General features: G+C 58.1%; 25 protein-coding genes. 12 read left to right on the top strand and 13 right to left on the bottom strand.

What is annotated here, in order from left to right:
• Positions 1–22 precede the first annotated feature (22 nt).
• From H6G62_RS11420 to dapB, 6 genes are all read left to right on the top strand, one after another.
• Positions 23–244, top strand: coding sequence for a hypothetical protein (locus H6G62_RS11420; protein ID WP_190495164.1), 222 nt, complete (start codon positions 23–25; stop codon positions 242–244).
• 231 nt (positions 245–475) lie between these two features.
• A complete protein-coding gene (gene ptsG, locus H6G62_RS11415; protein WP_190495162.1) occupies positions 476–2,329 on the top strand; it encodes a glucose-specific PTS transporter subunit IIBC in 1,854 nt (617 codons plus the stop codon).
• Positions 2,330–2,519: 190 nt separating this feature from the next.
• The gene (locus H6G62_RS11410; RefSeq protein ID WP_190495160.1) at positions 2,520–2,987 is read left to right on the top strand and encodes a hypothetical protein; all 468 of its coding nucleotides are present in this window, start codon (positions 2,520–2,522) and stop codon (positions 2,985–2,987) included.
• 157 nt (positions 2,988–3,144) lie between these two features.
• Positions 3,145–4,506 (top strand): radical SAM protein, encoded by a 1,362-nt coding sequence (locus H6G62_RS11405; RefSeq protein WP_190495158.1) that lies wholly within the window; start codon positions 3,145–3,147, stop codon positions 4,504–4,506.
• A 436-nt stretch (positions 4,507–4,942) separates the two neighbouring features.
• A complete protein-coding gene (ilvN, locus tag H6G62_RS11400) occupies positions 4,943–5,461 on the top strand; it encodes an acetolactate synthase small subunit (protein WP_190495214.1) in 519 nt (172 codons plus the stop codon).
• Between the two features lie 18 nt (positions 5,462–5,479).
• Positions 5,480–6,304: a 4-hydroxy-tetrahydrodipicolinate reductase gene (gene dapB, locus H6G62_RS11395; RefSeq protein WP_190495156.1), complete on the top strand. Its 825-nt coding sequence runs from the start codon at positions 5,480–5,482 to the stop codon at positions 6,302–6,304.
• A gap of 143 nt (positions 6,305–6,447) precedes the next feature.
• On the opposite strand, the gene H6G62_RS11390 is transcribed toward dapB, so the two are convergent.
• The 6 genes from H6G62_RS11390 to H6G62_RS11365 form a co-directional block, all read right to left on the bottom strand.
• Positions 6,448–7,014, bottom strand: a complete 567-nt coding sequence (locus H6G62_RS11390) for a cupin (protein WP_190495154.1) — start codon at positions 7,012–7,014, stop codon at positions 6,448–6,450.
• 297 nt (positions 7,015–7,311) lie between these two features.
• Entirely contained in the window at positions 7,312–8,589 is a 1,278-nt protein-coding gene (locus tag H6G62_RS11385) for a PQQ-dependent sugar dehydrogenase (RefSeq protein WP_347239336.1), read from the bottom strand.
• 68 nt (positions 8,590–8,657) lie between these two features.
• A complete protein-coding gene (gene glp / locus H6G62_RS11380) occupies positions 8,658–9,914 on the bottom strand; it encodes a gephyrin-like molybdotransferase Glp (protein ID WP_190495152.1) in 1,257 nt (418 codons plus the stop codon).
• Between the two features lie 147 nt (positions 9,915–10,061).
• The gene (locus H6G62_RS11375; protein ID WP_190495150.1) at positions 10,062–10,376 is read right to left on the bottom strand and encodes a hypothetical protein; all 315 of its coding nucleotides are present in this window, start codon (positions 10,374–10,376) and stop codon (positions 10,062–10,064) included.
• A gap of 24 nt (positions 10,377–10,400) precedes the next feature.
• Positions 10,401–10,619: a hypothetical protein gene (locus H6G62_RS11370; protein WP_190495148.1), complete on the bottom strand. Its 219-nt coding sequence runs from the start codon at positions 10,617–10,619 to the stop codon at positions 10,401–10,403.
• 217 nt (positions 10,620–10,836) lie between these two features.
• Complete coding sequence (locus H6G62_RS11365; RefSeq protein ID WP_190495146.1) at positions 10,837–11,178, bottom strand: hypothetical protein; 342 nt, start codon at positions 11,176–11,178, stop codon at positions 10,837–10,839.
• A 179-nt stretch (positions 11,179–11,357) separates the two neighbouring features.
• On the opposite strand from H6G62_RS11365, the gene H6G62_RS11360 reads away from it, so the two are divergent.
• Together H6G62_RS11360 and H6G62_RS11355 are read left to right on the top strand one after the other, a co-directional pair.
• Positions 11,358–12,758: an aminopeptidase P family protein gene (locus H6G62_RS11360; protein ID WP_190495144.1), complete on the top strand. Its 1,401-nt coding sequence runs from the start codon at positions 11,358–11,360 to the stop codon at positions 12,756–12,758.
• A 117-nt stretch (positions 12,759–12,875) separates the two neighbouring features.
• The gene (locus H6G62_RS11355; protein WP_199324911.1) at positions 12,876–14,510 is read left to right on the top strand and encodes an AarF/ABC1/UbiB kinase family protein; all 1,635 of its coding nucleotides are present in this window, start codon (positions 12,876–12,878) and stop codon (positions 14,508–14,510) included.
• A gap of 132 nt (positions 14,511–14,642) precedes the next feature.
• Here H6G62_RS11355 and H6G62_RS11350 read toward each other — a convergent pair whose 3' ends face one another.
• The gene (locus tag H6G62_RS11350; protein ID WP_190495142.1) at positions 14,643–15,416 is read right to left on the bottom strand and encodes an ABC transporter permease; all 774 of its coding nucleotides are present in this window, start codon (positions 15,414–15,416) and stop codon (positions 14,643–14,645) included.
• A 235-nt stretch (positions 15,417–15,651) separates the two neighbouring features.
• Between H6G62_RS11350 and H6G62_RS11345 the strand changes: the two genes are divergently transcribed.
• The gene (locus tag H6G62_RS11345; protein ID WP_190495141.1) at positions 15,652–17,607 is read left to right on the top strand and encodes an FAD-dependent oxidoreductase; all 1,956 of its coding nucleotides are present in this window, start codon (positions 15,652–15,654) and stop codon (positions 17,605–17,607) included.
• Between the two features lie 527 nt (positions 17,608–18,134).
• On the opposite strand, the gene H6G62_RS11340 is transcribed toward H6G62_RS11345, so the two are convergent.
• On the bottom strand, positions 18,135–18,440 hold the full coding sequence (locus H6G62_RS11340; RefSeq protein ID WP_190495139.1) for a hypothetical protein: 306 nt from the start codon (positions 18,438–18,440) through the stop codon (positions 18,135–18,137).
• On the opposite strand from H6G62_RS11340, the gene H6G62_RS11335 reads away from it, so the two are divergent.
• Positions 18,429–18,764 carry a hypothetical protein gene (locus tag H6G62_RS11335; RefSeq protein WP_190495137.1) on the top strand — a complete coding sequence of 112 codons (336 nt, stop codon included), beginning with the start codon at positions 18,429–18,431 and terminating at the stop codon, positions 18,762–18,764. The genes H6G62_RS11340 and H6G62_RS11335 overlap by 12 nt on opposite strands.
• Before the next feature lie 153 nt (positions 18,765–18,917).
• On the opposite strand, the gene H6G62_RS11330 is transcribed toward H6G62_RS11335, so the two are convergent.
• The 4 genes from H6G62_RS11330 to H6G62_RS11315 all read right to left on the bottom strand — a co-directional run bounded on the left by H6G62_RS11330 (position 18,918) and on the right by H6G62_RS11315 (position 21,473).
• On the bottom strand, positions 18,918–19,604 hold the full coding sequence (locus H6G62_RS11330; protein WP_190495135.1) for an urease accessory protein UreF: 687 nt from the start codon (positions 19,602–19,604) through the stop codon (positions 18,918–18,920).
• Positions 19,594–20,139, bottom strand: coding sequence for an urease accessory protein UreE (ureE, locus tag H6G62_RS11325; RefSeq protein WP_190495133.1), 546 nt, complete (start codon positions 20,137–20,139; stop codon positions 19,594–19,596). The genes H6G62_RS11330 and ureE overlap by 11 nt, the downstream gene beginning before the upstream one ends.
• Positions 20,140–20,245: 106 nt before the next feature.
• A complete protein-coding gene (locus tag H6G62_RS11320) occupies positions 20,246–21,079 on the bottom strand; it encodes an ion transporter (RefSeq protein WP_190495131.1) in 834 nt (277 codons plus the stop codon).
• Positions 21,080–21,188: 109 nt separating this feature from the next.
• Positions 21,189–21,473 carry a YggT family protein gene (locus H6G62_RS11315; protein WP_190495128.1) on the bottom strand — a complete coding sequence of 95 codons (285 nt, stop codon included), beginning with the start codon at positions 21,471–21,473 and terminating at the stop codon, positions 21,189–21,191.
• Positions 21,474–21,670: 197 nt separating this feature from the next.
• Between H6G62_RS11315 and H6G62_RS11310 the strand changes: the two genes are divergently transcribed.
• Together H6G62_RS11310 and H6G62_RS11305 are read left to right on the top strand one after the other, a co-directional pair.
• Positions 21,671–21,790, top strand: a complete 120-nt coding sequence (locus H6G62_RS11310; protein WP_190495126.1) for a photosystem II reaction center X protein — start codon at positions 21,671–21,673, stop codon at positions 21,788–21,790.
• Between the two features lie 300 nt (positions 21,791–22,090).
• Positions 22,091–22,900 carry a Ycf66 family protein gene (locus H6G62_RS11305; protein WP_190495124.1) on the top strand — a complete coding sequence of 270 codons (810 nt, stop codon included), beginning with the start codon at positions 22,091–22,093 and terminating at the stop codon, positions 22,898–22,900.
• 711 nt (positions 22,901–23,611) lie between these two features.
• On the opposite strand, the gene H6G62_RS11300 is transcribed toward H6G62_RS11305, so the two are convergent.
• Positions 23,612–23,795, bottom strand: a 184-nt coding sequence (locus H6G62_RS11300; RefSeq protein ID WP_190492888.1) for a hypothetical protein, incomplete at its 5' end; no start/stop codon positions are given.

Raw genomic sequence — 23,795 nt, 5'->3', positions numbered from 1 at the left:
AAGAACGTTTGGAGGTAGAAGCATGAAGCAGCGGCACTATGTCCATGGCGACCAGGTTGAGGGCCAACCCGACCATTACTACTGTGATTTCTGTGACCTATTCGATGGCCGCGACCACTTCTACAGAGTCTGCTCAGGTCGCAACGATTATCAGCGGTACCAGCAGACGCTAAAAACATTCAAGTCTGCCTACCACGAAGACCGCTGGTATCGTCCACCCAATCCCCCTAACCTTTTTGCCTAATTAAGTGATTGCGTAGGTTGGGTGCCGCGATGGCAGAACCCAACAAACCCCGATGTTGGGTTTCGCCCCGTTCCACCCAACCTACTCACCCAAGTCCCCTATTTCCAAAGCTCTCGCCCTCAGAATCCTTCTTGCATTAGGAAAAACCGAACCACCTTCCGGCCCCCCTCGCCCTTGGGGAGAGGGGTTGGGGGTGAGGGCCACCCACCTATCCACCTGTCGATTAAACCCATGGACCTCAAACAAACCTGGAATAAAGCCTTTGGGCTGCTGCAAAAGATGGGCAAGTCGCTGATGCTGCCCGTGTCGGTGTTGCCCGTGGCAGGGTTGCTGCTGGGCCTGGGCAGCGCCCGTCTGATTGAGCTTCAGCAGATTGAACAAGGGCTGCTGACGGACTCTAAATTTTGGTGGTTGCCGGAGTGGCTGGCGGCCATTATGCGGAACTCTGGCGACGCGATTTTTGCCAGTATGCCGTTGATTTTTGCCATTGCGGTGGCCATTGGCTACACGGGCAACGATGGCGTTTCGGCCCTGGCGGCCACGGTGGGCCTGATGGTGTTTTTGGCCACCCTGGGCACCGTGGCTATCGGCATGGGCCTAGAAACCACCTCGGTGCTGGGCATTCCTACCCTAGATACGGGGGTGTTTGGCGGCCTGATTATGGGCTGCATCGCCGCCTATATGTTCAACAAGTTTTTTAGGATTACCCTGCCGCCCTACCTGGGCTTCTTTGCCGGGAAGCGCTCGGTGCCCATCATTACCGCCTTTGCCGCCATTTTGATGGGCCTGGTGATGAGCGTGATTTGGCCCCCCATCGGTGCCCTGATTGACAGCTTTGCCTCCACCGCCGCCGAGGGGGACAACGTCGCCATCACCGTCGCCATCTACGGCTTCATCGAGCGCCTGCTGCTGCCCTTTGGTCTGCACCACGTTTGGAACGTGCCCTTCTTCTTTGAAATCGGCTCCTTCACCGACCCGATTACCGGGCAACAGGTGACGGGGGACATTGCCCGCTTCTTTGCCGGAGACCCCACCGCTGGCATCATCGGCGGAGCCTACTGGTTCAAGATGTTTGGCCTGCCCGCCGCCGCCCTAGCCATTTGGCAAAGCGCCAAGCCCAAAAACCGCAAGCAGGTGGGGGGTCTGATGATTTCCGCTGCCCTCACCTCCTTCCTGACGGGCATCACCGAGCCAATTGAGTTCTCTTTCCTCTTTGTCGCGCCGCCCCTGTTTGCCGTCCATGCGGTGATTGCCGGGTTTGGCAACTGGCTGTTTGTCACCCTGGGCGGGCGGATGGGCTTCACCTTCTCCCACGGGCTGATTGACTTTGTGCTGTTCAGCAGCTTGGGCACCCGAACCTGGCTGATTTTGGCCCTAGCGCCCCTGTTTGCGGCAGTGTACTATTTCACCTTCCGCTTCATGATCTACCACTTCAACCTCAAAACCCCCGGTCGTGAGGAAGACACGGGCACCGATGATGTCTCTGCGGCGATTACGGGCGACAAAGCCGAAATGGCGAAGGCTCTGGTGCTGGCCTTTGGCGGACGCAGCAACATCAAAAATCTCGATGCCTGCATTACCCGCCTGCGGATTGAAGTCGCCGATATGGCCAAGGTCAACGTGCCCCGGCTGAAGGCATTGGGCGCGTCTGGAGTCGTGCAAGTGGGCAACAACGCCCAGGCCATCTTCGGCCCCCGCTCCGACAACCTGAAAACCGACATGGGCGACTATTTGAAAGTGGCTGGCCCCGAAGCGGACATGGTGGAAGCCCCCGCCGAAGGCTTTGTGGATGAAACTGCCCCCGATCTAGCCAAAATTCCCCCCGATCCCCAGGCGGGCGAAAAGGCCGAGGCTATGATCGCCGCCCTCGGTGGAGCCGACAACCTCCGTACCGTCGATGCCGTGGCCCTGACTCGTCTCCGGGTGGAAGTCACCGATCCGGTTTCCGTAAATGAAACCGCGCTCCAAGCCGCCGGAGTGCAGGGGATGATGAGGGTGCAGGAAAACGTGCTGCACCTGGTAGTGGGCCTCAATGCCGAACAATACGCCGGAGAAATCACCCAGCGCCTCGGCACCAAGGTTTAGAGCTAGAACGGCTAGATCCCAGGGTTCTTGAAGAACCCTGGGATCTGGAATCCAGGACTCTCCCACCGCCCCATCTCCCTGGCACACGTCCCTCACACACACCCTCGCTCCTCACACACCTTTCGTTTATTCATCGCCTTGATGAATCCCGGCAATACATTCCACTGATGACCCAGGACAATCCATAACCATGACTGCCCCTATCTCCAAAGCCGCCCGCAAAACCGCCTTCGCCATCGGTGCTGGTCTGCTCAGCTTTAGCACCCTCGCCATGGCCCTGCCTTCCCGCGCCGTTACGACCGAGTCCACGGTGATTGCCCAGGTAGAACCCAACCAAGACAACCTACAAATGCAGTGCCCCGGATCCATTGGGGTCAACGACGTTAACTTCCGGGTGCTCTATACCCGTGAGGCTGGATTCTCCCGCATTATCCTCACCCGTCGCAGTACGGGGCAAACTATCGCCGAAACCACCCTCAGCTACGACCGCAAAAACGACAAAGGCCAAGCCATCTGGCGCGGTTCGGTGAATGGTGCCGCCGATGTCACCCTGGTACATCTCTCAACCCGTGCTCCCCAGGTAGGCGACCAAGTCTCCGTCGGCTACGACATGCAGTGGGGCCGGGGCACCTGCGCCCGTTCCACCACCCCGTTGTAGGGTTTGCGTTCCCTGATGTCATAGAAGATCGCAGTATGTGGAGATCCCAGAGTTCTTTCGTCTAGCCGCCACAATTGTAGAGGCAGCCCAAGGCAGAATTCTGGGATTCGCGGCAGAGCAGGTTAGGGGGTAAGGGTCATTTATCTGAGTAAACCCCATGAAAATTGACATTATTATTGTCTACATTCAGCGGTATCAAAAGGGGCATGAACTTCATTTTGTGCCGCCCCTAACGGGCATTCATCTAGCGGCCCTGACTCCCGCCAAACATCAGGTACGGGTTATCCATCAGCAGGTAGAACCCGTGAACTTAGACACCGATGCCGATGTGGTCGTCCTCTCCTTTTTTAGCGGTTTTGCTCCTGAAGCCTATCGCTTAGCCAAAGCCTATCGTCAACGGGGGAAAATGACCATTGCTGGAGGGCCGCATGTCACCTTTGCCCCAGAGGAAGCCCTGCGGTTTGTGGATGCGGTGGTGATTGGGGAAGGGGAATCAGTTTGGGCACAAATTTTTGAGGACATTGAACAAAATCAGCTTCAGTTGAGATATGTGGGTGAATCTCTACCACTGACGGAAATTCCAACGCCAAGATACGATTTACTCCCCAGCAAATATATGGTTCGGCGGGTGGTGCAGGCTACCCGTGGCTGTCCGTTTAGCTGTTCCTTTTGCACGGTGCCTATGCTCAACCCTGGCTTTCGCACTCGGCCCATTGAAGCGGTTCTAAACGACATTCGTTACAACGATTTCCCTCACTGGTGGCAGCGCAAGCTCGTGTGGTTTTGGGACGATAACCTCACCGCCAACCGTCCCTATATTAAAGAGCTGTTGCGTCAAATGATTCCCCTCAAAAAGTGGTGGCTAACCCAGGCCAGCATGGATATCACTCAGGATGAGGAACTGCTAGATTTAATGCGTGATTCCGGCTGTATTGGTGTATTCTTTGGCATAGAATCCTTTGGGACAGAATCGCTAATTGATGCAGGCAAACGCCAAAATAAAGTGGCTGAATACCAAAGTAAAATCAAGAAGCTTCATGACCGAGGTATTGGTGTGATGGCGGGGTTTATTTCGGGTCTCGATGGCGATACTCCAGATAGCATTCGAGATACGGCGAATCAGCTTGAGGAAATTGGTGTTGATGTGCCATTTCTTAGTGTTCTCACCCCCTTTAAGGGAACCCGTGCCTATGCCAAAATGGAAGATCAAGGTCGCCTAATTCCTGGCCTAGGGTGGGAATTTTACAACGGCTATAATGTTGCCTTTCAGCCCGCTAAAATGATGCCCCAAGAGCTACTAAATGCCCATCGTGAACTATGGCGTTTGGCTTTTAGTATAACGATGGTTGTCCGGCGGCTTTTCCGCTCACTCTTTACCCTACGCCTTGGGGCATTCATGTTGTGTGGAATCATGAATCTTTTTTATAGCCTTAAAGTCCTAAGACATAACGAACCGATTTGCTTTAACGGCACAGACAACTATGCAACCATCCGAGACACTATTGCTGGCCCAATTTAGCTGAGCAAGTGCCTGCTTTCCTGGATTTCCAACGGCATGGGTAGTGCAGCTAATACTCGTTGTGGTTGTGAATCGCCCAGGGTAAACCCCGCATGGTATCGGCGACGACAACGGTTCTAAATCTCAGGCACGGGGGCACATCGGCCTTCTCACCCTGAGATCTCGTTGGCCCTGTCTTGCCGTTCCTTCGTTCTTCTGCCATTGTTTAAGCCATTGTTGCGGTTGCCGATGGGGTTAGGGTTTAGGAGTATGATGATGATTTGTGGACGATGCCCGTCGTCGTCCTTATGGTGGCCCTTGAGGAGAGGTTTATGCCCCCTGAAGTCGCCATCGAACCGCAAAACTCCCGTTCCCAACCCTAGCAAATTCCCTTCCCTGTCCTATGGTGAACACTGCCACCCTGCCCACCACTGCCGCTACCCCCGTCCCCCAGGCCATCAAGCACACCATTTCCGTGCTGGTGGAAGATGAGGCCGGAGTCCTCACCCGCATTGCGGGGTTGTTTGCCCGCCGGGGGTTCAATATTGAAAGTCTGGCGGTTGGCCCTGCCGAGAAGTCTGGCGTGTCGCGCATTACCATGGTGGTTCCGGGCGACGAGCAGGTAATTGAACAGTTGACCAAGCAGCTCTACAAACTGGTCAATGTGATCAAGGTCAACGATGTCACCTATACCCCCTGTGTGGAGCGGGAATTGATGCTGCTGAAGGTGAACGCCACCAGCGTCAACCGTTCCGAGGTGATCGAACTGGCTCAGATTTTCCGGGCTAGGGTGGTGGATGTGTCAGAAGACTCCCTCACCCTAGAGGTGGTGGGCGATCCGGGCAAAATGGTGGCCATTGTGCAGGTGCTCAACCGCTTTGGCCTACGCGAAGTGGCCCGCACCGGGAAAATCGCCCTTCCCCGCGAGTCCGGCGTGAATACCGAATACCTCAAGTCTTTGGCTGAAAAAATTTAGTTTGTTATCCCCATCCCCATGACTACCCAAACCACCATTCCCGTTGTTGTCAACGGTGCCTGCGGCAAAATGGGCCGTGAGGTGATCAAAGCCGTGGCCCAGGCCGAAGACATGACCCTGGTGGGGGCCATCGACAAAAAGCCCGATCTGCTGGGCCAAGACATTGGCGAGGTAATCGGCTTTCGGCCCCTGGAAGTGCCCATTATGAACGACCTGGAAGCCACTCTGGTTGCCGCCCAAAGCGAAGGGCAGGCGGTGATGGTGGACTTCACCCACCCCGATACCGTATATGAATCGGTGCGGGCGGCGATTGCCTACGGAGTGCGGCCCGTGGTGGGCACCACGGGGCTAAGTTCCGAGCAAATCCGTGACCTGGCGGAATTTGCCGACAAAGCCAGCACTGGCTGTTTGATCATCCCCAACTTCTCCATTGGCGTAGTGCTGATGCAGCAGGCGGCCCAGCAGGCGGCCCAGTATTTCGACCATGTGGAAATTATCGAACTCCACCACAACCAAAAGGCCGATGCCCCCAGCGGCACCGCCGTGCAAACCGCCCAAATGCTGGCCGAGGCCCAAAAGTCCTTTAATGCCTCCCTGGTGAAGGAAACCGAAACCCTACCCGGATCCAGGGGCGGATCGACCCCAGAGGGTATCCACATCCACAGCGTGCGCCTGCCGGGACTGATTGCCCACCAGGAAATCCTGTTTGGGGCACCGGGCCAACTCTACACCCTCCGCCACGACACCAGCGACCGAGCCAGCTTTATGCCGGGGGTGCTGCTCTGCGTGCGTCGGGTAATGGCGCTCAAGTCCCTAATCTACGGCATGGACAAGATCCTCTAGGCACAGGCAACCCAATATTCTGCGACCAGGCGTCTCGCCTGCAACAACAAGTCTGAGACTGGCACGATGGCAGACCACCCTAGGCCGCAAATAGCCCGTCGATCTGTCCTTGGCAACCACCCGCCAGATCCACTTCCGGTTCGCTACCCCATGGTGATCATCGGCGCACCGTAGAGGCCCAGGGCTACGGTGGGCACCTCTCCTTGGGGGCCAACCCGGTGGCTACTGTGGCGGGTAAAGGCCAACACATCACCGGGGTTGAGCAGAAGGTCTTGCCGGGGTTCGAGGGCCTGGGGCGACTGGGCCTGGGGGCTGTGGTGCCAGAGTTCATGGCAGTCTTGACCGCTGACGAGGGCCAGAATGCCCCAGGTATCGTGGGTTTGCAACTTGGCTTGATAGCCCGGTCGCCAACACACCATATGCAGGGTGAGGGGAAAGTCCTGTTCTTGGTAGAGACTATGGGTAGCCCAACCCTGGTCTGGGTGGGGCAGTTGGTAGGTGGTTCGCAGCCAATAGGAACTGGTCAACAACTTGCGCACCAAAGGCGTGATCGCCTCCAATCGGCTGATGTCGTCGTGGAAGGTGGCCAGGATGTCTTCTAGATCCGTTAAAAAACGGTAGAGGCGGTAGTATTGCCCCGGTTCTGAGACATGGGGATGACCAAAGGGATGGTATTGGCCGTCATCGGTGACTAACCAGTTGTGGTTCATAGGGTGGGCGACAAAAATAGATAAGTGGATTTGAATGGATTTCTGGGCGGATCTCTGGACGGATTTCTGGACGGTTATGTCTACCTTAACCAATGGTCGTGGTGGTTATAGCGACCTTAACCAATGGCAACAGTGAGGGTTCACCCTAAGTCTGGTGGGATCCCAGTATCAGCGGGCGAGGGGATCTTGCCCCTACGGCCTATCGGGCTCGGAATCGGGGCTTTCCCGTTCGGATTGGGGGGATAGAGCGTTCCCTAGGGTTGACAACGTTGTCTAGGATGTTGGGCAAACCTTGGGTTAGGGGTTGGGGTCGAGGCGAATGAGGCGACCGTTGGGGGCATCGGTGAGGACGTAGAGGAGGCCATCTGGGCCTTGGCGCACATCCCGCACCCGCTGGCCGATGGGGATGCGGGCCTCATTGACCAATTGCCCCTGATCGTCCAATTCCAGACGCAGCAACGCTTGGGCCACCAAGCCACCTGCGAACAACTGCCCCTGCCACTGGGGATAGCGGTCGCCGCGATACACCGCCAACCCCGACGGCGCAATGGCGGGCGTCCAGTATAGAATCGGGTCTACCAAGCCAGGGCGAGACACCGCATCGGAGATGGGGCCACCAGAATATTCTTCGCTGTAGGTGACCAGGGGCCAGCCGTAGTTTGCCCCCGCTTTGAGCCGATTCAGTTCGTCGCCCCCCCGCGAGCCATGTTCCGTAGACCAGATCTGCCCCGTAGCGGCATCCAGGGCCAAGGCTTGGATATTGCGGTGGCCGTAGCTCCAGATTGCCGGGTCGGTGTCGGCCTCGCCTACAAAGGGATTGTCACTGGGGATGGTTCCATCGTCCTTCAGCCGCACAATGGAGCCTAGGTGGCTCTGGCGATTTTGGGCCTGGTGCCGAATCAACTCCCCATCCAGCCGCAGAGGCGGGTTGCCGCCATCCCCCACCGCCACCAGCAGGGTGCCATCGGGCAACCACAGCAGCCGTGAGCCAAAGTGTTGCCCCTGGGGTTTGTCGCGGTTGGTTTCAAAGATCACCGTCCAGTCCACGAACCCCTGATCCTCTAGTCTGGCCCGTGCCACCCGTAGCCGATTCGCCGCAGCGGTGCCGTGGGCATAGGCCAAATAAACCCAGCGATTGTCCTCAAATTGAGGGTGCAGAGCAATGTCCAACAGCCCGCCCTGGCGCTCAGCCAATACCGGAGCCACTCCCGCCAACGGCTCTGGATCCAGCACCCCATCCCGCACCCGCCGCACTCGGCCCGGACGCTCGGTAATCAGCATCGTGCCATCGGGCAACCAGGCCATGCCCCAGGGGTGTTCTAGCCCCTCCAGCACCGTCACCACCTGCACCGACGAATCCACCGGAGCATCGGGATTGGCCGCCACGGTTATCGGTGTAACGGCCCTCGTTTCCGTATTCCCTACCTCACCGTTCGCCCCCACCGAGGCATTATCCGTGTTCGTCGAATCTGTGGTCGCTGAATGGGTGGCGGTCGAATCCATAACCGCCTTCCCACCGTTCGGCTCCGGCGCAGCACACCCCATCAGCACCAGCACCACCGCCAGAGATCTCACTGTCCACCCCTGACCTACCATACGCCTCCCCCAATTCCTAATCACGAATAACGAACAACTAACCCCCATTACCGCACTATCATCACTCGCACCACCTCTCCCGCTGGTAAGAGTTCCGTCCCTACGGGAATCACCACCAGGGCATTGGCCCCCGCTAGATTGACCAAATTGCCGGAACTGTGGCTCCCTCCAGCCAGGGCGAAGTCGTAACGGCTAGGGTTTGCGGAATTTGGAGACAGACGCCCCCAGAGGTAGATTTCCCTGGGGCCACCGCCCTTGAGGGGGTGCTGGGTCACGGCTTCCACAAACTGGGGAGACCAGCCCTCCCTTAGTCCCGACAATTTCCGTAGGGCAGGTTCCACAAAGCGCCAAAAGCTGACCAGGGCAGACGCAGGATTTCCCGGTAAGCCAAAGTACAGGATGGGGGAATGCTGGGCATTCACCGAGGGAAACGTCGCCACGGTCAAGGGCTTACCCGGTCGAACGGCTACGGATCGGATACGGAGCGTAGCCCCCAGGTCGGCCAGGATGCGATCTACATAGTCAAAATCCCCCACGGAAACGCCGCCGGAGGAGAGGATCACATCCGCCTGGGCCAGGGCTGACTGAATCGCCGCTGCTAGGGCTTTGGGCTGGTCGGGCACAATGCCGAGGGGAATAGCTTCGGCCCCCGCCGCTTGCACCAAGGCCGCTAGGGCGTACTGGTTAGAGTCCACAATTTGTCCCGCCTGGAGGGGCGTTTCTGGGTTCACCAACTCATCCCCAGTGGAGAGAATCGCCACCCGCAGCCGTCGAAACACAGGCACATTCACGCATTGCGCCGCCGCCAACACCGCCAATTCTGGCCCGCCCAACCGGGTTCCCACCGCCATCAGGGGTTGACCTGCCTGGTAAAAACTGCCGCGATGGCGTACAAACTGACCGGGCTGGGGCGCGTCTAAAATCAGCACCCGGTTGTCCTGAAGCTGGGTATTTTCCTGCATCACCACCGTATCCGCCCCGGTGGGCATCATCGATCCGGTGAGGATGCGGGCCGCTTGCCCTGGGGCCACGGGCTGGGTGGGGGGCTTTCCGGCGGGGATGGTTTCGGTGAGGGTCAGGGCCACGGGGTGATCGGCGCTGGCCTGAGCGACATCCGCGTACCGCACCGCATAGCCATCCATGGCCGAATTGTCCCAGTGGGGCATATCCAAGGCTCCGGTGACGGGCTGAGCCAAAATTCGCCCTGCTGCGGCCCCCAAGGCCACCGCTTCCAGGGCATCCGACCCATCAAGGGGGGTGATCAGAGATAAGATTAAAGCCTCCGCCTCTGCCGCTGGCACCATGGGCCTGTCCTGGGTTAACGCTACGTTTTGAGCCTACCCCTCCAGGCTAACCACAGCAAGCCAGAGGCAGAGACGCCGGGGCACAGACCTATTCTATGATTTCGTGATTTCTATTCTGGGATTGCTGATTCTATCGTCGCGGCAGGGCTAGGCCGACAGCCAAAGCCGGACTAAAAATGCCGTAGCATTCACCACCAAGGCCACCGTCGCCGAAATCAACAGGGCAAAGGCCAACTGCACCACCCAGCGCATCCCCTGCTCGTAGTTGTCTAGACGCTGATTAAACCGCCCCAGGTCATCGGTCAGCTTATCAACCGCTTTCGCGTTGCGATCAATCGCTTCCGCGTTGCGATCAATCGCTTCCGCGTTGCGATCAATGGCCGCTGCACTGTGCTGCACCGTCTGCATGGTTTGCTCGATCAGGGCTTCGATGCGGTCTAAGCGATTGTCACTGGTGGTCATAGGCTTAAGTTAGGTTAGGTTAGGTTAGTTTCGGGGGCGGGTGAGCAAGCAACTGAAGCCCAAGGCCACGGATCCGGCCAGGGTTGCCGCTGTGGAGGCATCGCTACCGAAGGTGAGCAAACCTCCGTAGAGTAAGACCCCCAGGCTGGCGATTTGCCCTACGGGGGTGGCCAAAATGTCTAGAAACGCTAGCAATTCCTCAAGGAATCGCAAAAGCTGAAGCAATCGGGCTAGAAGCGCCATAGTCGTTCGTCAGCGAGATAAAACAGCATTGCCCTACCCCGTTGTTTTAGGTAGTCTGACGTCAGCTTTGACCTTGGTCGGGGTGGTGAGTATTTTAACTTACTCCTAGCCAACGGTGGGGCTCTGTGCCCCCAGCTACACCTCGCCCTCAGTTCCAAAGGATTGCGACAATCAGATTGCGGCAATCCGTCCGGCAATGCCACGACCTAGGACAACCCTAACGGGCTTTGCGGCGGCGGTAGGCGGCCATATCAATCACATTGTCGGGGAGGCGCTGGGGCAATGCTTGCACCTCCGCCGAAGCCACAGCGGGGGCGACGGGGACTAAGGGCGGCAGAGCCAGGGCCGATCCTCCCACAGCAGCGGCGGGGGCCACCGAGGAAAGGTCAGGAATGAACAACTGGGAAAAGCGGACGTTAATCGCGGTGTCTGGGCTCCAATTTTGCTGCCGCACCCAGCATTGGTCGTATTCGCAGCAAACGACGTAGAAATCTGGAACGTGGGCATCTTGGCCTTTTAGGCGAACCCGTGCCCCTGGGCGAAGAGTTAAGGAAGCCATCACGCTAAACCTAAGCTAGGTGAATTATCATCCTGCTTAAAGTAGTATATTTGAACTGTGTTTGTAAAGGAGCTTATGAATTATAGAAGTATCCTACGCTATTAGCCCAGTCGATGGTGTAGCCCTACACTTAGCTTTAAGGTTTTAGCAAAAAAATGTATTTTGACGGAAAAACCTCTATGACTAGGGTCAATGCGATAGATACAGTCCAGGGCATCCGTTCCCCAAACGACCTTGAGGTCATCGGCTTCCCGCCAGGAGATGGACTATCGTCGTTGGCCTTGGCATGTTTAGCTCAGCGGCGGGCGGGGTTGTCTCAGCGGTTCCCAAATCCCGTGGTGCTATGGGCCGGAACGCCTCCATCGCGAAACTTTCCGGCCAATACCTACCCCTTTCGGGCCAGCAGCCATTTCCTCTACTTTGCCGGACGACCCCTGCCCGGTGCGGCCTTAGTGCTGGAGTCGGGCGAGGCCACCTTGTTTATGGATGAACCCGGCCCCGGTGCGGCCCTGTGGCATGGCCCCACCCCTAGCCCAGCGGCCCAGGCCGAGGCCATCGGTGCCCAAGCGGTGTATCCCCTGGCGGAACTACCCCAGCGGGCGGTAGACGCCGTCGCCTTACCCGCCGATCTCACCCAGGCTACCGCTCAGGAAATAGCCCTGGTGCAAGCTATCGTAGATCTGCGGTTGAGCCACGACGACTGGGCCTTGGCGGAAATGCGTTTCGCCGCCCAGGTTTCGGTGCAAGCCCATCGGGCCGGAATGATGGCCACCCGCCCAGCCACCACCGAAGCCGAGGTTCGCGCCGCCATCGAGCAGGTGATGATGGCCCACCAGTGCCCCTGCGCCTACACCAGTATCGTCACCACCCACGGTGAGGTGCTGCATAACGATCAGTATCACCACCCCCTGCAACCGGGGGATTTGCTGTTGGTGGATGCCGGGGCCGAAACCCCCCAGGGCTGGTCGGCGGATATCACCCGCACCTGGCCTGTGTCGGGACAATTTTTGCCCCCCCAGCGGGAGGTCTATGACGTAGTGCTGGCGGCCCACGATGCCTGCATTGCGGCGGCCAAGCCGGGGGTGGAATACCGAGATCTCCACCTGCTGGCCTGCCGTACCCTGGCGGTGGGGCTGGTGGATTTGGGCATTTTGCGGGGTCAGCCCGATGATTTGGTAGAGCGCGATGTCCATGCGCTGTTTTTCCCCCATGGGGTGGGGCACCTGCTGGGGCTGGATGTGCATGACATGGAGGATCTGGGTGATAGGGCGGGCTATGCACTGGGTCGTCAGCGCAGCCAACGCTTTGGCCTAGGTTTTCTCCGGTTGGATCGGCCCCTCGCCCCCCGCATGGTGGTCACTATCGAACCAGGGTTTTATCAAGTGCCCGGTATTCTAGAGCCCACCCGTCAGTCTGGCCAATACGATGACGCCGTGAACTGGGAACGGCTGGAGGATTTTGCCAGCGTGCGCGGCATCCGCATCGAAGATGACGTGCTGATCACCGAGGAGGGTAGCGACGTTCTCACCGCTGCCCTGCCCACCACCGCCGATACCCTAGAAACCTTGGTGCGGGGGTAAGCTCAGGGGGCAGGATACTTACACCCCAGGTCGCCATATCGGGGATTGCCCTCAGCCCCAAGCTCTAGGCCGTAAGATAGGGGCGTGGTGGTTGAGCAAACGGGTAGCGGAAACTCTATGCAAGTCCCTCTGGTGTCTGCGTCTCGATTGGCCCGACAGCGGGAAATTGTGGAAATTGTGCTCGGCCACGGCTGGGACTATATGCGGCGGCTGTTGATGGGGGGCAAAACCGACGAGCCGGATATCCCGCCCCCGGAGGTCTTAGTCAATATCCTCACCGAATTGGGGCCTGTCTATGTGAAGCTGGGCCAGTTGCTCAGCACCCGCCCCGACCTGTTGCCCCCCCGCTACATCGAAGCCCTCAGCAGTTTGCAAAGCACCGTCCCCGCCGTCAGCGCATCGGAGGCCGAACGCCAAATTCGCGCCGCCCTGCCCCGCCCGCCAGAGGAAATCTTTACCGAGATTAACTACCGCGCCATTGCCGCCGGATCCATCGCCCAAACCCACCGTGCCCAGCTTAAGGATGGCCGCATCGTCGCCCTCAAGGTGCAGCGTCCCGGCATCGAACGCCAGGTAGATCAGGACATGGCCCTGATTCGCGATGTGGCGCGGCTGATGTCGGCCACCCAGTTCGGCCAGCGCTACAACGTGGTGGGCTTAGCCGAAGAATTTGCCGATGCCCTCAACGCCGAACTCGATTTCCTCACCGAGGCCCACTACACCGACCAACTGCGCCGCAACCTCTCCCAAAGCAGTTGGTACGACCCCAAACGCCTAGTGATCCCCGACATTGTGTGGGAACTCACCAATGCGCGGCTGATGGTGATGACCTGGCTGGAGGGAGTGCCGCTGCTGAAGGCCGACTTGCCTGTGGAACAGCGGGGACAGGTGACGACGCTGCTGTTTCGCACCTTCTTTCAGCAGTACTTCGTCGATGGCTTCTTCCATGCCGACCCCCACCCCGGCAACATGTTCTACCTGCAAGATGGCCGCGTCGCCCTGCTCGATTGCGGCATGATGGGCCACCTCGATCCCCGCACCCGATCTACCCTAACGGAGATGGTGCTGGCCATTGCCAGTTGCGATGCCCAGCGCTGCGCCCAGCTCACCCTGCAACTGGCGGAACCCCTCCAGCCCGTCAACCTGGCCCGATTAGAAAGCGACTACACCCGCCTGCTGGGGCGCTACTACGGCCTGAGTTTGGAGCAATTCAGTACCGCCGTGGTGTTTGGCGAAATTTTGGAAGCAGGCATCAGCAACCACCTACGCTGGCCCGCCAATGTGGGCCTATTTACCAAATCCCTAGCCAACCTAGAGGGAGCCTCCCGCCAGTTCAACCCTGGGGTGAACCTGATCGACGAAGTACGGCCCCTGATGGTGGATTTGTTTCGCCATCAACTGGTGGGCGACGATCCCCTGCAAGCTATCCTGCGTACCGGGCTAGAGTTTCGCAACCTGTCCCTCAGTTCCCCCCGGCAGTTCGGCTTTTTGCTGGATCGGCTCAGCTCCGAACAGCTTCAGTGGAATCTTAAAATCCAAGGTCTCGACGACCTGCGCCGCAGCATTGACGATGCCGCCAACCGCCGTTCCTTCAGCACCGTCGTCGCCGCCCTGATCATTGGGGCCGCCATTGTCTCCACCGGACGCCAATCCTCCCAGGTGCAACTGCTCACCATCGCTCTGTTCATCGCCGCCAGTTTGTTGGGGCTGTGGCTGGTCTACAGCATTTGGCGGTCTGGACGCTTACGTTAGCCCTGCATTCTACTCAATTAGTCTGGTTTACCCCCAGTATCAGCGGGCGAGGAGACCGTGCCCCTACGGTTTGGCGGGCTAGAAATCGGAGAATCCCAACTCGGATTTGGCCTTCCCCTGGGGCGGTCTCTCCTACAACTGCCGCTCCACCTGCACCATGCGCTGGTAAGAAAGCCAGCCCGTGCCCACCATGGCCACGGCAAAAATCCCCAGAAACCAGACATGTTCGCCCACTTCGGCCAGGGTGTTCCCTTCGGCGGCAATACCCACCATGGCCTCAATCATGTGAAAAATCGGGTTAAACCGGGTGAGATTGATCAGGGATTCTGGGAAAAAGTCTGTGGGCATGAAGGCTCCGCCCAAAATCATCAGCGGAATGCCAAAGGCAGCTACCAGAGAGTTCACGTCCTCGGTGCGGCGGGCCAACTGGGTACCCAACACAAAGCCCACCCCCACGTAGGCGGCCATGCTCAGCAGCACAATCAGCAGCCCAGCGGCGATGGAACCCTCAAAGGTGGCCCCCTGGGAGAAGGCAATACCGTACATCAGCACCGTTTGGCCTAGGCCGATCACCACGTAGGCCAAGCAAATCCCCAAAAAATAGGACACGCCGCTGAGGGGCGACAAAAACAGCCGCTTCAGGGTGTGTTGCTCCCGCTCGGAAACCACCGTGGCCAAGCTGCCCCCCAACCCGCTAAAAAACAGCGCCGCCCCCACCAAGGTAGACGGAGCCGCCAGGGTATACGCATCCGCCAGGGGAATTTGCACCCGTTCCTCCAGGATCAGGCTGTTGAGGATCAGCAGCAGCACCGGAAAAATCGCCCAAAAAATTAGGCTGCGCTTACGGCACCACAGCTCCGCCAAAATCCGCTGGGCGACGGCGATGGTCTCTCGCAGGTATTTCATGGATTCTTATAGACTGTAAAGGCAACTTAATACTACAGTCTTAAGAGGTTTCATCGGGGTCGGGCCGCATCGTCTGAATCGGCTGAGTCTAAGGCCGTTTCTGTCGAAACTGTCCACTCCCCCTCCTCTGGCCGGGAGGGTTGTGATACCGTTTGCCAAAAACTGCCGCTCTCCACACACCTCGCAGGAGTCTTTCCTGGGGGCTGAGTTTCATGTAAGCCAAAGCACACGTCTAATGAGTGAATCCCTTGAGGGGCTGTTTGCCCAAACCCTCGCCCGTCGTAACGTCCTCAAGCTCTTTGGAGTGGGGGGCATTGCGGCGCTGTTGAGCTATTCTCGTCTGAGCAAGCCTCAGCCCATCGTGTTCCAGCAGGATCGGCTGGAATTGCCGCTTCAGGTGGGGCGGGATTTAAAAGCCGTGGTGATTGGCGGTGGCTTGGCCGGATTGGCTGCCGCTTACGAACTCAGCCAGCGGGGCGTAGCGGTAACGTTGATTGAGCGATCCCCCCAGTTGGGCGGCAAAATCGCCAGTTGGCCGATCCAGGTGGGCGACGACCACTTCATGATGGAGCACGGCTTCCACGGCTTTTTCCCCCAGTATTACAACCTGTTCAGCTTGGTGAATGATCTGAACATTCGCCAGAATTTCAAATCCCTGGACTACTATTCCCTGGTCTATAAAGAGGGCTATGCGCCGGAGGTGTTTCGGCCCAGCAACTCGGCTTTTCCGTGGAATATCGTGGATTTGGCCATTTCCTCCTCCAATCGTCTCAAGTGGGGCATCAACCTCACCCACATGAAGCACCTGGAGGTGTTTCGGGAAATTACGGGCTTTCGCAACCCCCAGAGCTATAACCGTCTTGACCATCTTTCCATGGCGGAATGGGTCGGTGACGACTTCCCCAAGGGGCTGTATGACCTGTATTTCCTGCCCTTTGCCAAGTCCAGCCTGAACGCGCCGGATGTGCTCAGCGCTGGGGAACTGATGCAGTTCTTCCACTTCTATTTCTTTGGTAATCCAGAGGGACTGGCCTTCAACGGCACCTGTCAGGATATGGGCCGTTCCCTGGTTGATCCCATGGTGGAGGCGATCAAGGCCAACGGCGGCGAAGTGCTGACCGGGACGACCGTTAGCCAGGTGCGCTGGGAGGAGGGCAAAATTACCGGAATGTCCTACCAAAAGGGCAGCGTAGCCACTAACCCCGTGCCCTTCTGGGTGGAACGCAATCCCTTGCTCAGCAACGACACCCTGGAGTACTTCGGCGCAGGCGACCAGGTCTACTCCCTCGCACCGGGGGCCAAAACCGCCCTCTCCCTCACCTGCACCCACCAGGGCTGTAGCGTGCAGCGCCAGGTAGACACCACCAAAGACGGCTACCTCTGCCCCTGCCACGGTGCCGCCTACGCCAGCGATGGGGAAGTTCTGTCTGGCCCTGCCCAGGACAATCTCACAGCCTTCAAAGTGCTGCAACGGGAGGGAGACCGCATCCAACTGATCGCCGCCAATGCCGAATCCGGCGGCAACCCCAGCCACGATCTCACCGCCGACTACTACATCATGGCGGCGGATATTCCCGGCATCAAGGCTCTCTTTGCCCTGGCGGAGGGTACCGTGGAACCCGTCCTGGCCCAGCAGGTAGACGAACTCCAGGTCGCCGATCCCTTTGCGGTCGGGCGCTTCTGGCTAGATCGCGACTTCCCCTGGGAGCATAGCTGGTTTACCTCCCTCTCCGGCTATCGCCTCACCGACAGCATCACCCTCTACCATCGCATCCAGGAAGACTACATCAACTGGGCCGAACGCACCGGGGGCAGCGTCGTCGAACTCCACGCCTATTGCTACAAGGAAAAGGAATTCCCCACCCAGGCGGATATTTTGGATACCTTCGAGGCAGAACTCTACGAGATCGTACCCGAACTCAAAGGGGCTACCATTCTCCATCGGCAACTGGTGAACCAAAAGAACTTTGCCGGATTCCCGCCAGGAAGTTTTGCCAACCGTCCCCAAACCGCCACCACCGCCGATAACCTCCTCTTCGCAGGCGACTGGGTGCGGATGCCCTTCCCCTGCGGCCTGATGGAACGGGCGGTCAGCAGCGGTCTCCTTGCCGCCAATACCATCCTCCAGCGGGAAGGGGCCAAACGCCGCCCCATCCTCACTGTCAATCCAGAGGGGGTGCTGAAGATTTAAGATGTGCGGTACACCCGAAGTTGGGGAATCACCACATAGTGATCCTCCACAGTTTAGTAGCTAGGCGCAATTAAAGATAAAACGTTCCAGCGGGTAATCTCCGGCTTTGCTGCGCCTTTCCATGCCCTCAATGACGGTCATGGCGAGATCATATTCGTTGTCGAACATCTGGCCCGCAATCTCATGACACTTCAACTGCCGCCATTGGGTTTCAATCGGATACCCTTTGGGAAGCAAGCTACCTTTCGGAACAATAGGGCGGTAGGAAGAAGATGAACAAGCCTTGTTCCTGCCACCGAGGCCACTGTTGCTGCACCAGACGACTGGTGTGAAGCGAACCGTTATCCTGCACAACCACGGTCATGCGTCCCGTCTCCGACGACCATGGCGGGTCGGCGTTTGTGACCTCTGTTTCCGCTCGCCGATGGGATGATAGCTATCGCTGACCGGACTCCAGAGACAGAAGCCTGCTTCATCCAGGTATTGGATATCCGCCAAACCCTCCTCAGCCGCCAGCACCAGGGTCTCTAGGTCGGCCTGCTGACGCGCTTGCTGGACGGGGTCTTGCTTCCGTTTACGGCTGTGTCGAGTTCGTTTCCACCGATATCTTTTTGTTTGAGCAATCGGCGCAGTCGGTCACGGCTCAAGTCCACCAAACGCTCCTGGTTCAGCTTTTCAGCCAGTTGTCCGCTGGTGTAGGTGCGGGGGTCGTGATCTAAACATTCGGGCAAATACGCTAGGTCTGAGGGCTGCCCTTTCGGCTTCGCACCTCCCTGAAAAAGCGCCAAGAAGCCGGGAGAAAATTCACCGTTGACTGTGAATTGAGCGATCAAGAGGTTCCCATCGGCATCCTGCTCGATGGCTTTGACCTTCGGGCCATCCTAGACCGAGTTCCCGACAAAAAAGGCTCAGAACCGACCCCGCCCGATCCGATTGATAACCGCACCCACCTTGTCCTCGTCCAACGCTTATCCGACCTGCCCGATCCTCAATTTGAACAGGTTCTATTTGGGCTCAAACCATCCACTGGCCTCATTTCCTCAGAGGCTCAGGGGAAACGTGCCGTTGACCTCCTGACCTGGCTGGAAGGGCCGACGGGCAAGGGCTATCCGGCGTTGCTGGAGGTGTTGACGGATCTCGGTATACCCCGGCCTTGACCTACACCAACGCCAATCCCCATTAGCCATCCCCCCAAGAGCCAACCGCTACAAAACCTCAATCAGAACCATAGGGTGCATTCGTGGCACCGTCATGCTGGCAAACCTACGCTAAATCTCCTGGGCCGCAATGCACCCCTCCCTCTGTCACCTTTAACTGCGGAAAAGGCGACTGTAGAGGGCTTCGTGCTGCATACTGGCCAGGGATGCCCCCCACCCCCCAAGGGCAAGATGATCGGGGTTGACCGTAGCGCTTTGGGTAGCGGCCATCGCCAGGGCGGGGGTGAGGTCGAGTAGCATTTGTTGACCTTGGGTTTGGCCCAGGGGCACCAGTTTCACCGCAGCGGTGATCAAATTAGTGGCCCAACCCTGAAGGTAGCCCAGCACCGCCGCCGAGGCCGGGATCTCCCAATGGGCAGCGAGGACAGCAAACCCGACGGCAAAGTTGCAGGGTTGGCCGAGGGAGATGAGGGTAGCCGTCAGTTCTGGGTGGAGGTCATTGGCGAGGCGCACCAGCGCACGTCCAGTGGCCCAGCTTTGGTTACGGCTTTCTTCGCTGTCGCGTAGGGCCGAGAGCCAGCGGTTATCCTCGGCAATCTGTGACCATTGCCCTCCCTGGGCTAAGCCATAAACGCGATGAAGGTAGGCCGCTTCTATCCGCACCAATCCTAGGGCCAACTCCTGCTCCAGCCATTGCAGCACCGCTTCAGGGGTGGCCATGCCCTGCAAAATCAAGGCTTCTAGCCCTTCGGAATAGCTGTAGGCTCCCACGGGCAGGGCGGGATTGGCCAACTGCAATAGGCGCAGCAGGGCGACGGGAGATTCTGGTTTAGCGTCCATGGGGATGATCGTGGGAATGGGGGGTGGTCACCTGTGGCTTGGGGGTGGCGTGGGATCCGTGTGAGTCGTGCGAGTGACTGCTGGAGACATGGCCCCCGTGGTAAGCTCCGGCCTCTGGCTCGAAGGGCAGCACGAGGGATTCGACGGTCAGCCCGCCTAGTTGCAACAGCATGGCCTCTAGAACAGCATCGGGCTCTAGCATGAGGCTACCGGGGGTGATTTCGAGGGGAACATGGCGGTTACCCAAGTGGTAGGCGGCGCGGGTTAGGGCCAGGGGCGACTCTGCTGTCACCCTTAACACGGGTTCCGATTTGGCCACTACGCGCACCCGCAGACCGTCGGGGCTGGCAAGCAAGGTATTCCCCCGCACTAGGCTACCGCGAGGCAAGTTCAGTTGGATGGGGGTGCCATCGGTGGCCACAAAGCGATGGCGGGATCGGGTGCGGTCATGGGCGGTGAGGGCCAACTCAGCCACCACCGTCGCCATCGGATCCGCAGGTAAAATGTGAGTCACCGTCAGCACCGATCTACCCATCCTGGGCACCGAGCCCCTAAGACCTTCTCCGTTTTACCACGAGGCACCAGGGCCAAGGCACTCTTCCCAGGGCCAATCTTTGTGAAGGAAGGTCATCCCTATGCCTTCACTCCATCGGCCCCAAGGGATCCGTCGATCCTAGGGCAGTGCCGCAACGTTTGCAAAATCGGGCATCGTCGTCATGACTCGTCCAACCGCAACCCGGACAGGGATGATGGCGAGATTTGGTCACCTTAGCCCACTGTCGAATCAGGCGGCTCACTTGGGTCGGAATCAGCGCAACTCCGGTCAAAATCATGGCCACCGTTAGCCCTCGGCCTGCCTCGGAAATGGGGGTAACATCGCCATAGCCCACAGTGGTCATGGTGACGACCGCAAAATAAAGGGCGTCCACAAAGGTGTTAAAACTACCTGGGTTGCGGGGATGTTCGACCTGAAAAATGAGGCCAGAGTAGATAAAAATAATGGCTGCTAGGGTAAACAAAATTCGCAGAAGAATCAGGCTCTCGGCACTGGTAACTTGGCCAAACCAGAGGCGATCATTGAAAATTCGCACCAGCCGCAGGATGCGCAATGACCGAAAGAATCGCAAAAAGCGAATATCAAAGACCCCAATCCAGGAGGGCAAAATGGCCGCTAAATCCAGCAAGCCGTAAAGGCTGAAGGCATAGCGCCAGGGATTAGGAGCCACCCATAATCGCAGGCCATATTCCAGAGAGAAGGCCAGCACAATCAGCCAATCCAAAATGTTCAACCAGGCATCCAGGTCGGGCGAAATCGGATAGGTTTTAATGACAAAAATGGCAGCAGATAGAAAAATCAACCCCACAATTGCGCTATTGAGGATCTGCCCCGCCAGGGTGTCGGTGGTTTCCAGGTGACAGCGCAGGCGATCTCGGCGACTGCTAGGGGGGGACAAGGTAGAAGTTGAGTCGGCCATGACGTCATCCCAGACCGAAGGCTATCAACTTGGGTGTCATACGCCCGGACGTTGTACTCGGACGTTGCGCTCGGACGTTGTACACCCGGATTTTGGATCCACGGACTACCTAGCCCAGCATTCGCAGCAAGCCCTGTTGCCCCACCAAGATTTCCCGCAGCAGAGTGATGATGCCGACCCAAATGACCGGGGAAATATCGACGCCGCCGATGGGAGGCACCAGCTTACGCACGGGAGCCAGGAGCGGTTCGGTGGGCCGCACAACGAGGGCAACGGGCAGCTTGGTGAGGTCAACCTGGGGATACCAGGTGAGCACAATGCGGAAGATAAACAACAGGGTCATCAGGGCCAGCAAGAGCCCCACACCCCAATTCAACACTGCGGACATAGCCATAGTCACACCTGAACATTTAGACCATTATCCCCATTCTAAAGCTTTGTAAACACGGCATTATCCTCCCCCAACCCCAGAAACCCTAGGGATTTGACCGTTTGAGGCCGCATCCTAGACGGGCCGTTGTGTTCACGGTGTTAAGTTGATCCATAATATTGATTAACAATTTGTCGAAATCGTTATCAGGACAAACCCCTATGACACCTTCCCTCGCCAATTTTCTCCTCAGCATTCTGGCTGGAGCGTTGATCGTCGTCATCCCCGCCACCATTGCTCTGCTCTTCCTCAGCCAGCGGGATAAAATTCAGCGTCAGTAGTCGTTGCATTGTTCTAGGGCTAGCAGTGCAGAGGGTCGGTGACACAGTTACCGACCCTTCTTAGGTTTGAAGCGCCGAACCAATCCTCTGAGTCTGTATCCCCCTGCCCCCTAGCCTCCATAGAATCGTCGGAAGTCCGTTAGAATTGGTGAGGCTGCTGCTGGGGTTGCCTAGTGGCTACCATTGCCCTCGCCGCTCTATCTGGCTCCCTACGGATCCGGTTTTATCCATCCCTGGTATGCGCTCTGGCCCTTGGGGAACTCCTAGCCTTAGCGTTGCCATCCTATCGAGGAATCCGCTGTGAATTTTGGTACTCCCGTTCCCCTGCTGCTTGGTATTTTTTTGGTTCTCAGCGCCGTTGCGCTGTTTTTTTTAGAACGCTTTAGGCCGGGATATGGGCGTGATGCAGATCGGGTCTACGCCGTTCTGATGCTGATTTCTGGGGTGTTCCTGCTGGGGCATCTCACCATGGAGCTGATTCCTTCCTTCCAGCAAATGATCATGGTGGGGATGCTGACCGCCCTACTGATTCAAAATATCAACGCCCGCGAACCCTACCAGGGTCGTCCTACCCCCCAGGGGGATGGTCGGGATGGCTATGGCGGTGGTGGCTATCGGCCTCCATCTCGCCCCAGTCGCCCGATCTATGGTGAAGACAGCCGCGCCAATCTGCGGGCAGAACTGGATCGACGGGACTACGGGTTGGAAGATCCCTACGCTCGGCCTCGGCCCATGCTGGGGGGGCGTGATGAAGGCGGACGACCCTATTCTCAGCCCTCTGGGTATTCCCAAGATCCCTATTCCTCCCGCTACGACGACCGGGGTGGTCGGCCCCCGGCTCAGCGTCCCGATGGCGGTGGCGGGCAACCTGGGGACTGGCCCAACGACCGACCGGAGGAACGACCGGATCAGTCGGGCTATCCCGATGAATCGTCTGGCCCCATTTATTCCGAAGGATCCACCTACAGCAGCGCCCCCCGTGCCGATGAACGCCTGCGCCGCCGTCGCCCCAAAACCCGCAGCGACTACCAAGATCGCTACCGGATGGATTCTGGCAACCCTCCCCGGCCCGACTATCGGCCCGGTGGTCCCTCGGACGGATGGAGTTAGGGCCAAGGGTAGTTCTGTTTTGCCCTTTTCCCTAGGACTGGGAGCCATTGCCGGAACGGTGCTGTGGCCCTTGGGGGCTAGCAAGCCAATAAGGTCCCGTTCAGATCGGGGATCGTGGAGTCACGCGGACGGTGTCAGCTAGCTTAGCAAGTTTTGTATTCATGACATGGGCACCCTGGGTTAATCTACCCTTAGGATGCCCATGCCATTGCTTATCTAGACAACCGTGAAATCCAGAACGGACTAAATCTAGATCCTCGAGCCAGACTTAGAGTCATCCAATGAATAAAGCGTCCCGTCTTGGCCCTCATCCCCCAACTCCTTCTCCCTGAGGGGGAAGGGGAGCCAGATTCAGAACCCCTCTTCCTCAGGGAGAGGGGCAGGGGTGAGGGCCAAGAGCAATGGCAAAGGGATCGTTATTTTCATGGAGGACTCTTAGCGGCTAATGGCTGTGGATGTCTATTAAGGCTAGGATTTCCAGGCTCAGGGTATCCAATTCCCGCAGCAGATTGACAACTTCCCGTTGCATTTCTTGGGTAGCTTCTCTGGCGGTCTCTATTGAGTAGTCGCCACAAAACGAAGGACGATATAAATGCATTTCTAGAGACGACGTCAACCCTATCATGGCTAATAAAAAGTCCCGTCGAGTAACCAGGGCATCATCATCTCGCTCAATAACGGGTGCGGATGCCCTGACTGCCTGACACATCTTTATGCCGCCTCCCAGGGGGGCAATTGACATCGTATGGACTGGATCCTAGAGAACCAGATGCGGTCATAGTACTGGTCTTCGGCGTTTTTAGAGGCAAAGCAGGGTTCAGGGTCAACGGTGAGCAGGGGGATGGGTTGGAGCAACGGACGCCCTTTGTTGACGGCACCCTTGAGCCAGCGGAGG

The organism is Phormidium sp. FACHB-1136 (genome assembly GCF_014697375.1).
Lineage (GTDB): Bacteria > Cyanobacteriota > Cyanobacteriia > Phormidesmidales > Phormidesmidaceae > Nodosilinea.
Note: the sequence above shows the minus strand (reverse complement) of the source record. Positions and strands in the feature narration are given on the sequence as shown.

Excerpts from the sequence above, each read along its gene's own strand:
- H6G62_RS11375 (WP_190495150.1), bottom strand. The coding sequence starts at position 10,376 with ATGACCACCAGTGACAATCGCTTAGACCGCATCGAAGCCCTGATCGAG.
- H6G62_RS11320 (WP_190495131.1), bottom strand. The coding sequence starts at position 21,079 with ATGGCCGACTCAACTTCTACCTTGTCCCCCCCTAGCAGTCGCCGAGAT.
- H6G62_RS11330 (WP_190495135.1), bottom strand. The coding sequence starts at position 19,604 with ATGGACGCTAAACCAGAATCTCCCGTCGCCCTGCTGCGCCTATTGCAG.
- H6G62_RS11365 (WP_190495146.1), bottom strand. The coding sequence starts at position 11,178 with ATGGCTTCCTTAACTCTTCGCCCAGGGGCACGGGTTCGCCTAAAAGGC.
- glp (WP_190495152.1), bottom strand. The coding sequence starts at position 9,914 with ATGGTGCCAGCGGCAGAGGCGGAGGCTTTAATCTTATCTCTGATCACC.
- H6G62_RS11345 (WP_190495141.1), top strand. The coding sequence starts at position 15,652 with ATGAGTGAATCCCTTGAGGGGCTGTTTGCCCAAACCCTCGCCCGTCGT.
- H6G62_RS11355 (WP_199324911.1), top strand. The coding sequence starts at position 12,876 with ATGCAAGTCCCTCTGGTGTCTGCGTCTCGATTGGCCCGACAGCGGGAA.
- H6G62_RS11310 (WP_190495126.1), top strand. The coding sequence starts at position 21,671 with ATGACACCTTCCCTCGCCAATTTTCTCCTCAGCATTCTGGCTGGAGCG.
- ptsG (WP_190495162.1), top strand. The coding sequence starts at position 476 with ATGGACCTCAAACAAACCTGGAATAAAGCCTTTGGGCTGCTGCAAAAG.
- ureE (WP_190495133.1), bottom strand. The coding sequence starts at position 20,139 with ATGGGTAGATCGGTGCTGACGGTGACTCACATTTTACCTGCGGATCCG.
- H6G62_RS11370 (WP_190495148.1), bottom strand. The coding sequence starts at position 10,619 with ATGGCGCTTCTAGCCCGATTGCTTCAGCTTTTGCGATTCCTTGAGGAA.
- H6G62_RS11360 (WP_190495144.1), top strand. The coding sequence starts at position 11,358 with ATGACTAGGGTCAATGCGATAGATACAGTCCAGGGCATCCGTTCCCCA.
- H6G62_RS11390 (WP_190495154.1), bottom strand. The coding sequence starts at position 7,014 with ATGAACCACAACTGGTTAGTCACCGATGACGGCCAATACCATCCCTTT.
- H6G62_RS11405 (WP_190495158.1), top strand. The coding sequence starts at position 3,145 with ATGAAAATTGACATTATTATTGTCTACATTCAGCGGTATCAAAAGGGG.
- H6G62_RS11410 (WP_190495160.1), top strand. The coding sequence starts at position 2,520 with ATGACTGCCCCTATCTCCAAAGCCGCCCGCAAAACCGCCTTCGCCATC.
- H6G62_RS11420 (WP_190495164.1), top strand. The coding sequence starts at position 23 with ATGAAGCAGCGGCACTATGTCCATGGCGACCAGGTTGAGGGCCAACCC.
- H6G62_RS11315 (WP_190495128.1), bottom strand. The coding sequence starts at position 21,473 with ATGGCTATGTCCGCAGTGTTGAATTGGGGTGTGGGGCTCTTGCTGGCC.
- dapB (WP_190495156.1), top strand. The coding sequence starts at position 5,480 with ATGACTACCCAAACCACCATTCCCGTTGTTGTCAACGGTGCCTGCGGC.
- H6G62_RS11350 (WP_190495142.1), bottom strand. The coding sequence starts at position 15,416 with ATGAAATACCTGCGAGAGACCATCGCCGTCGCCCAGCGGATTTTGGCG.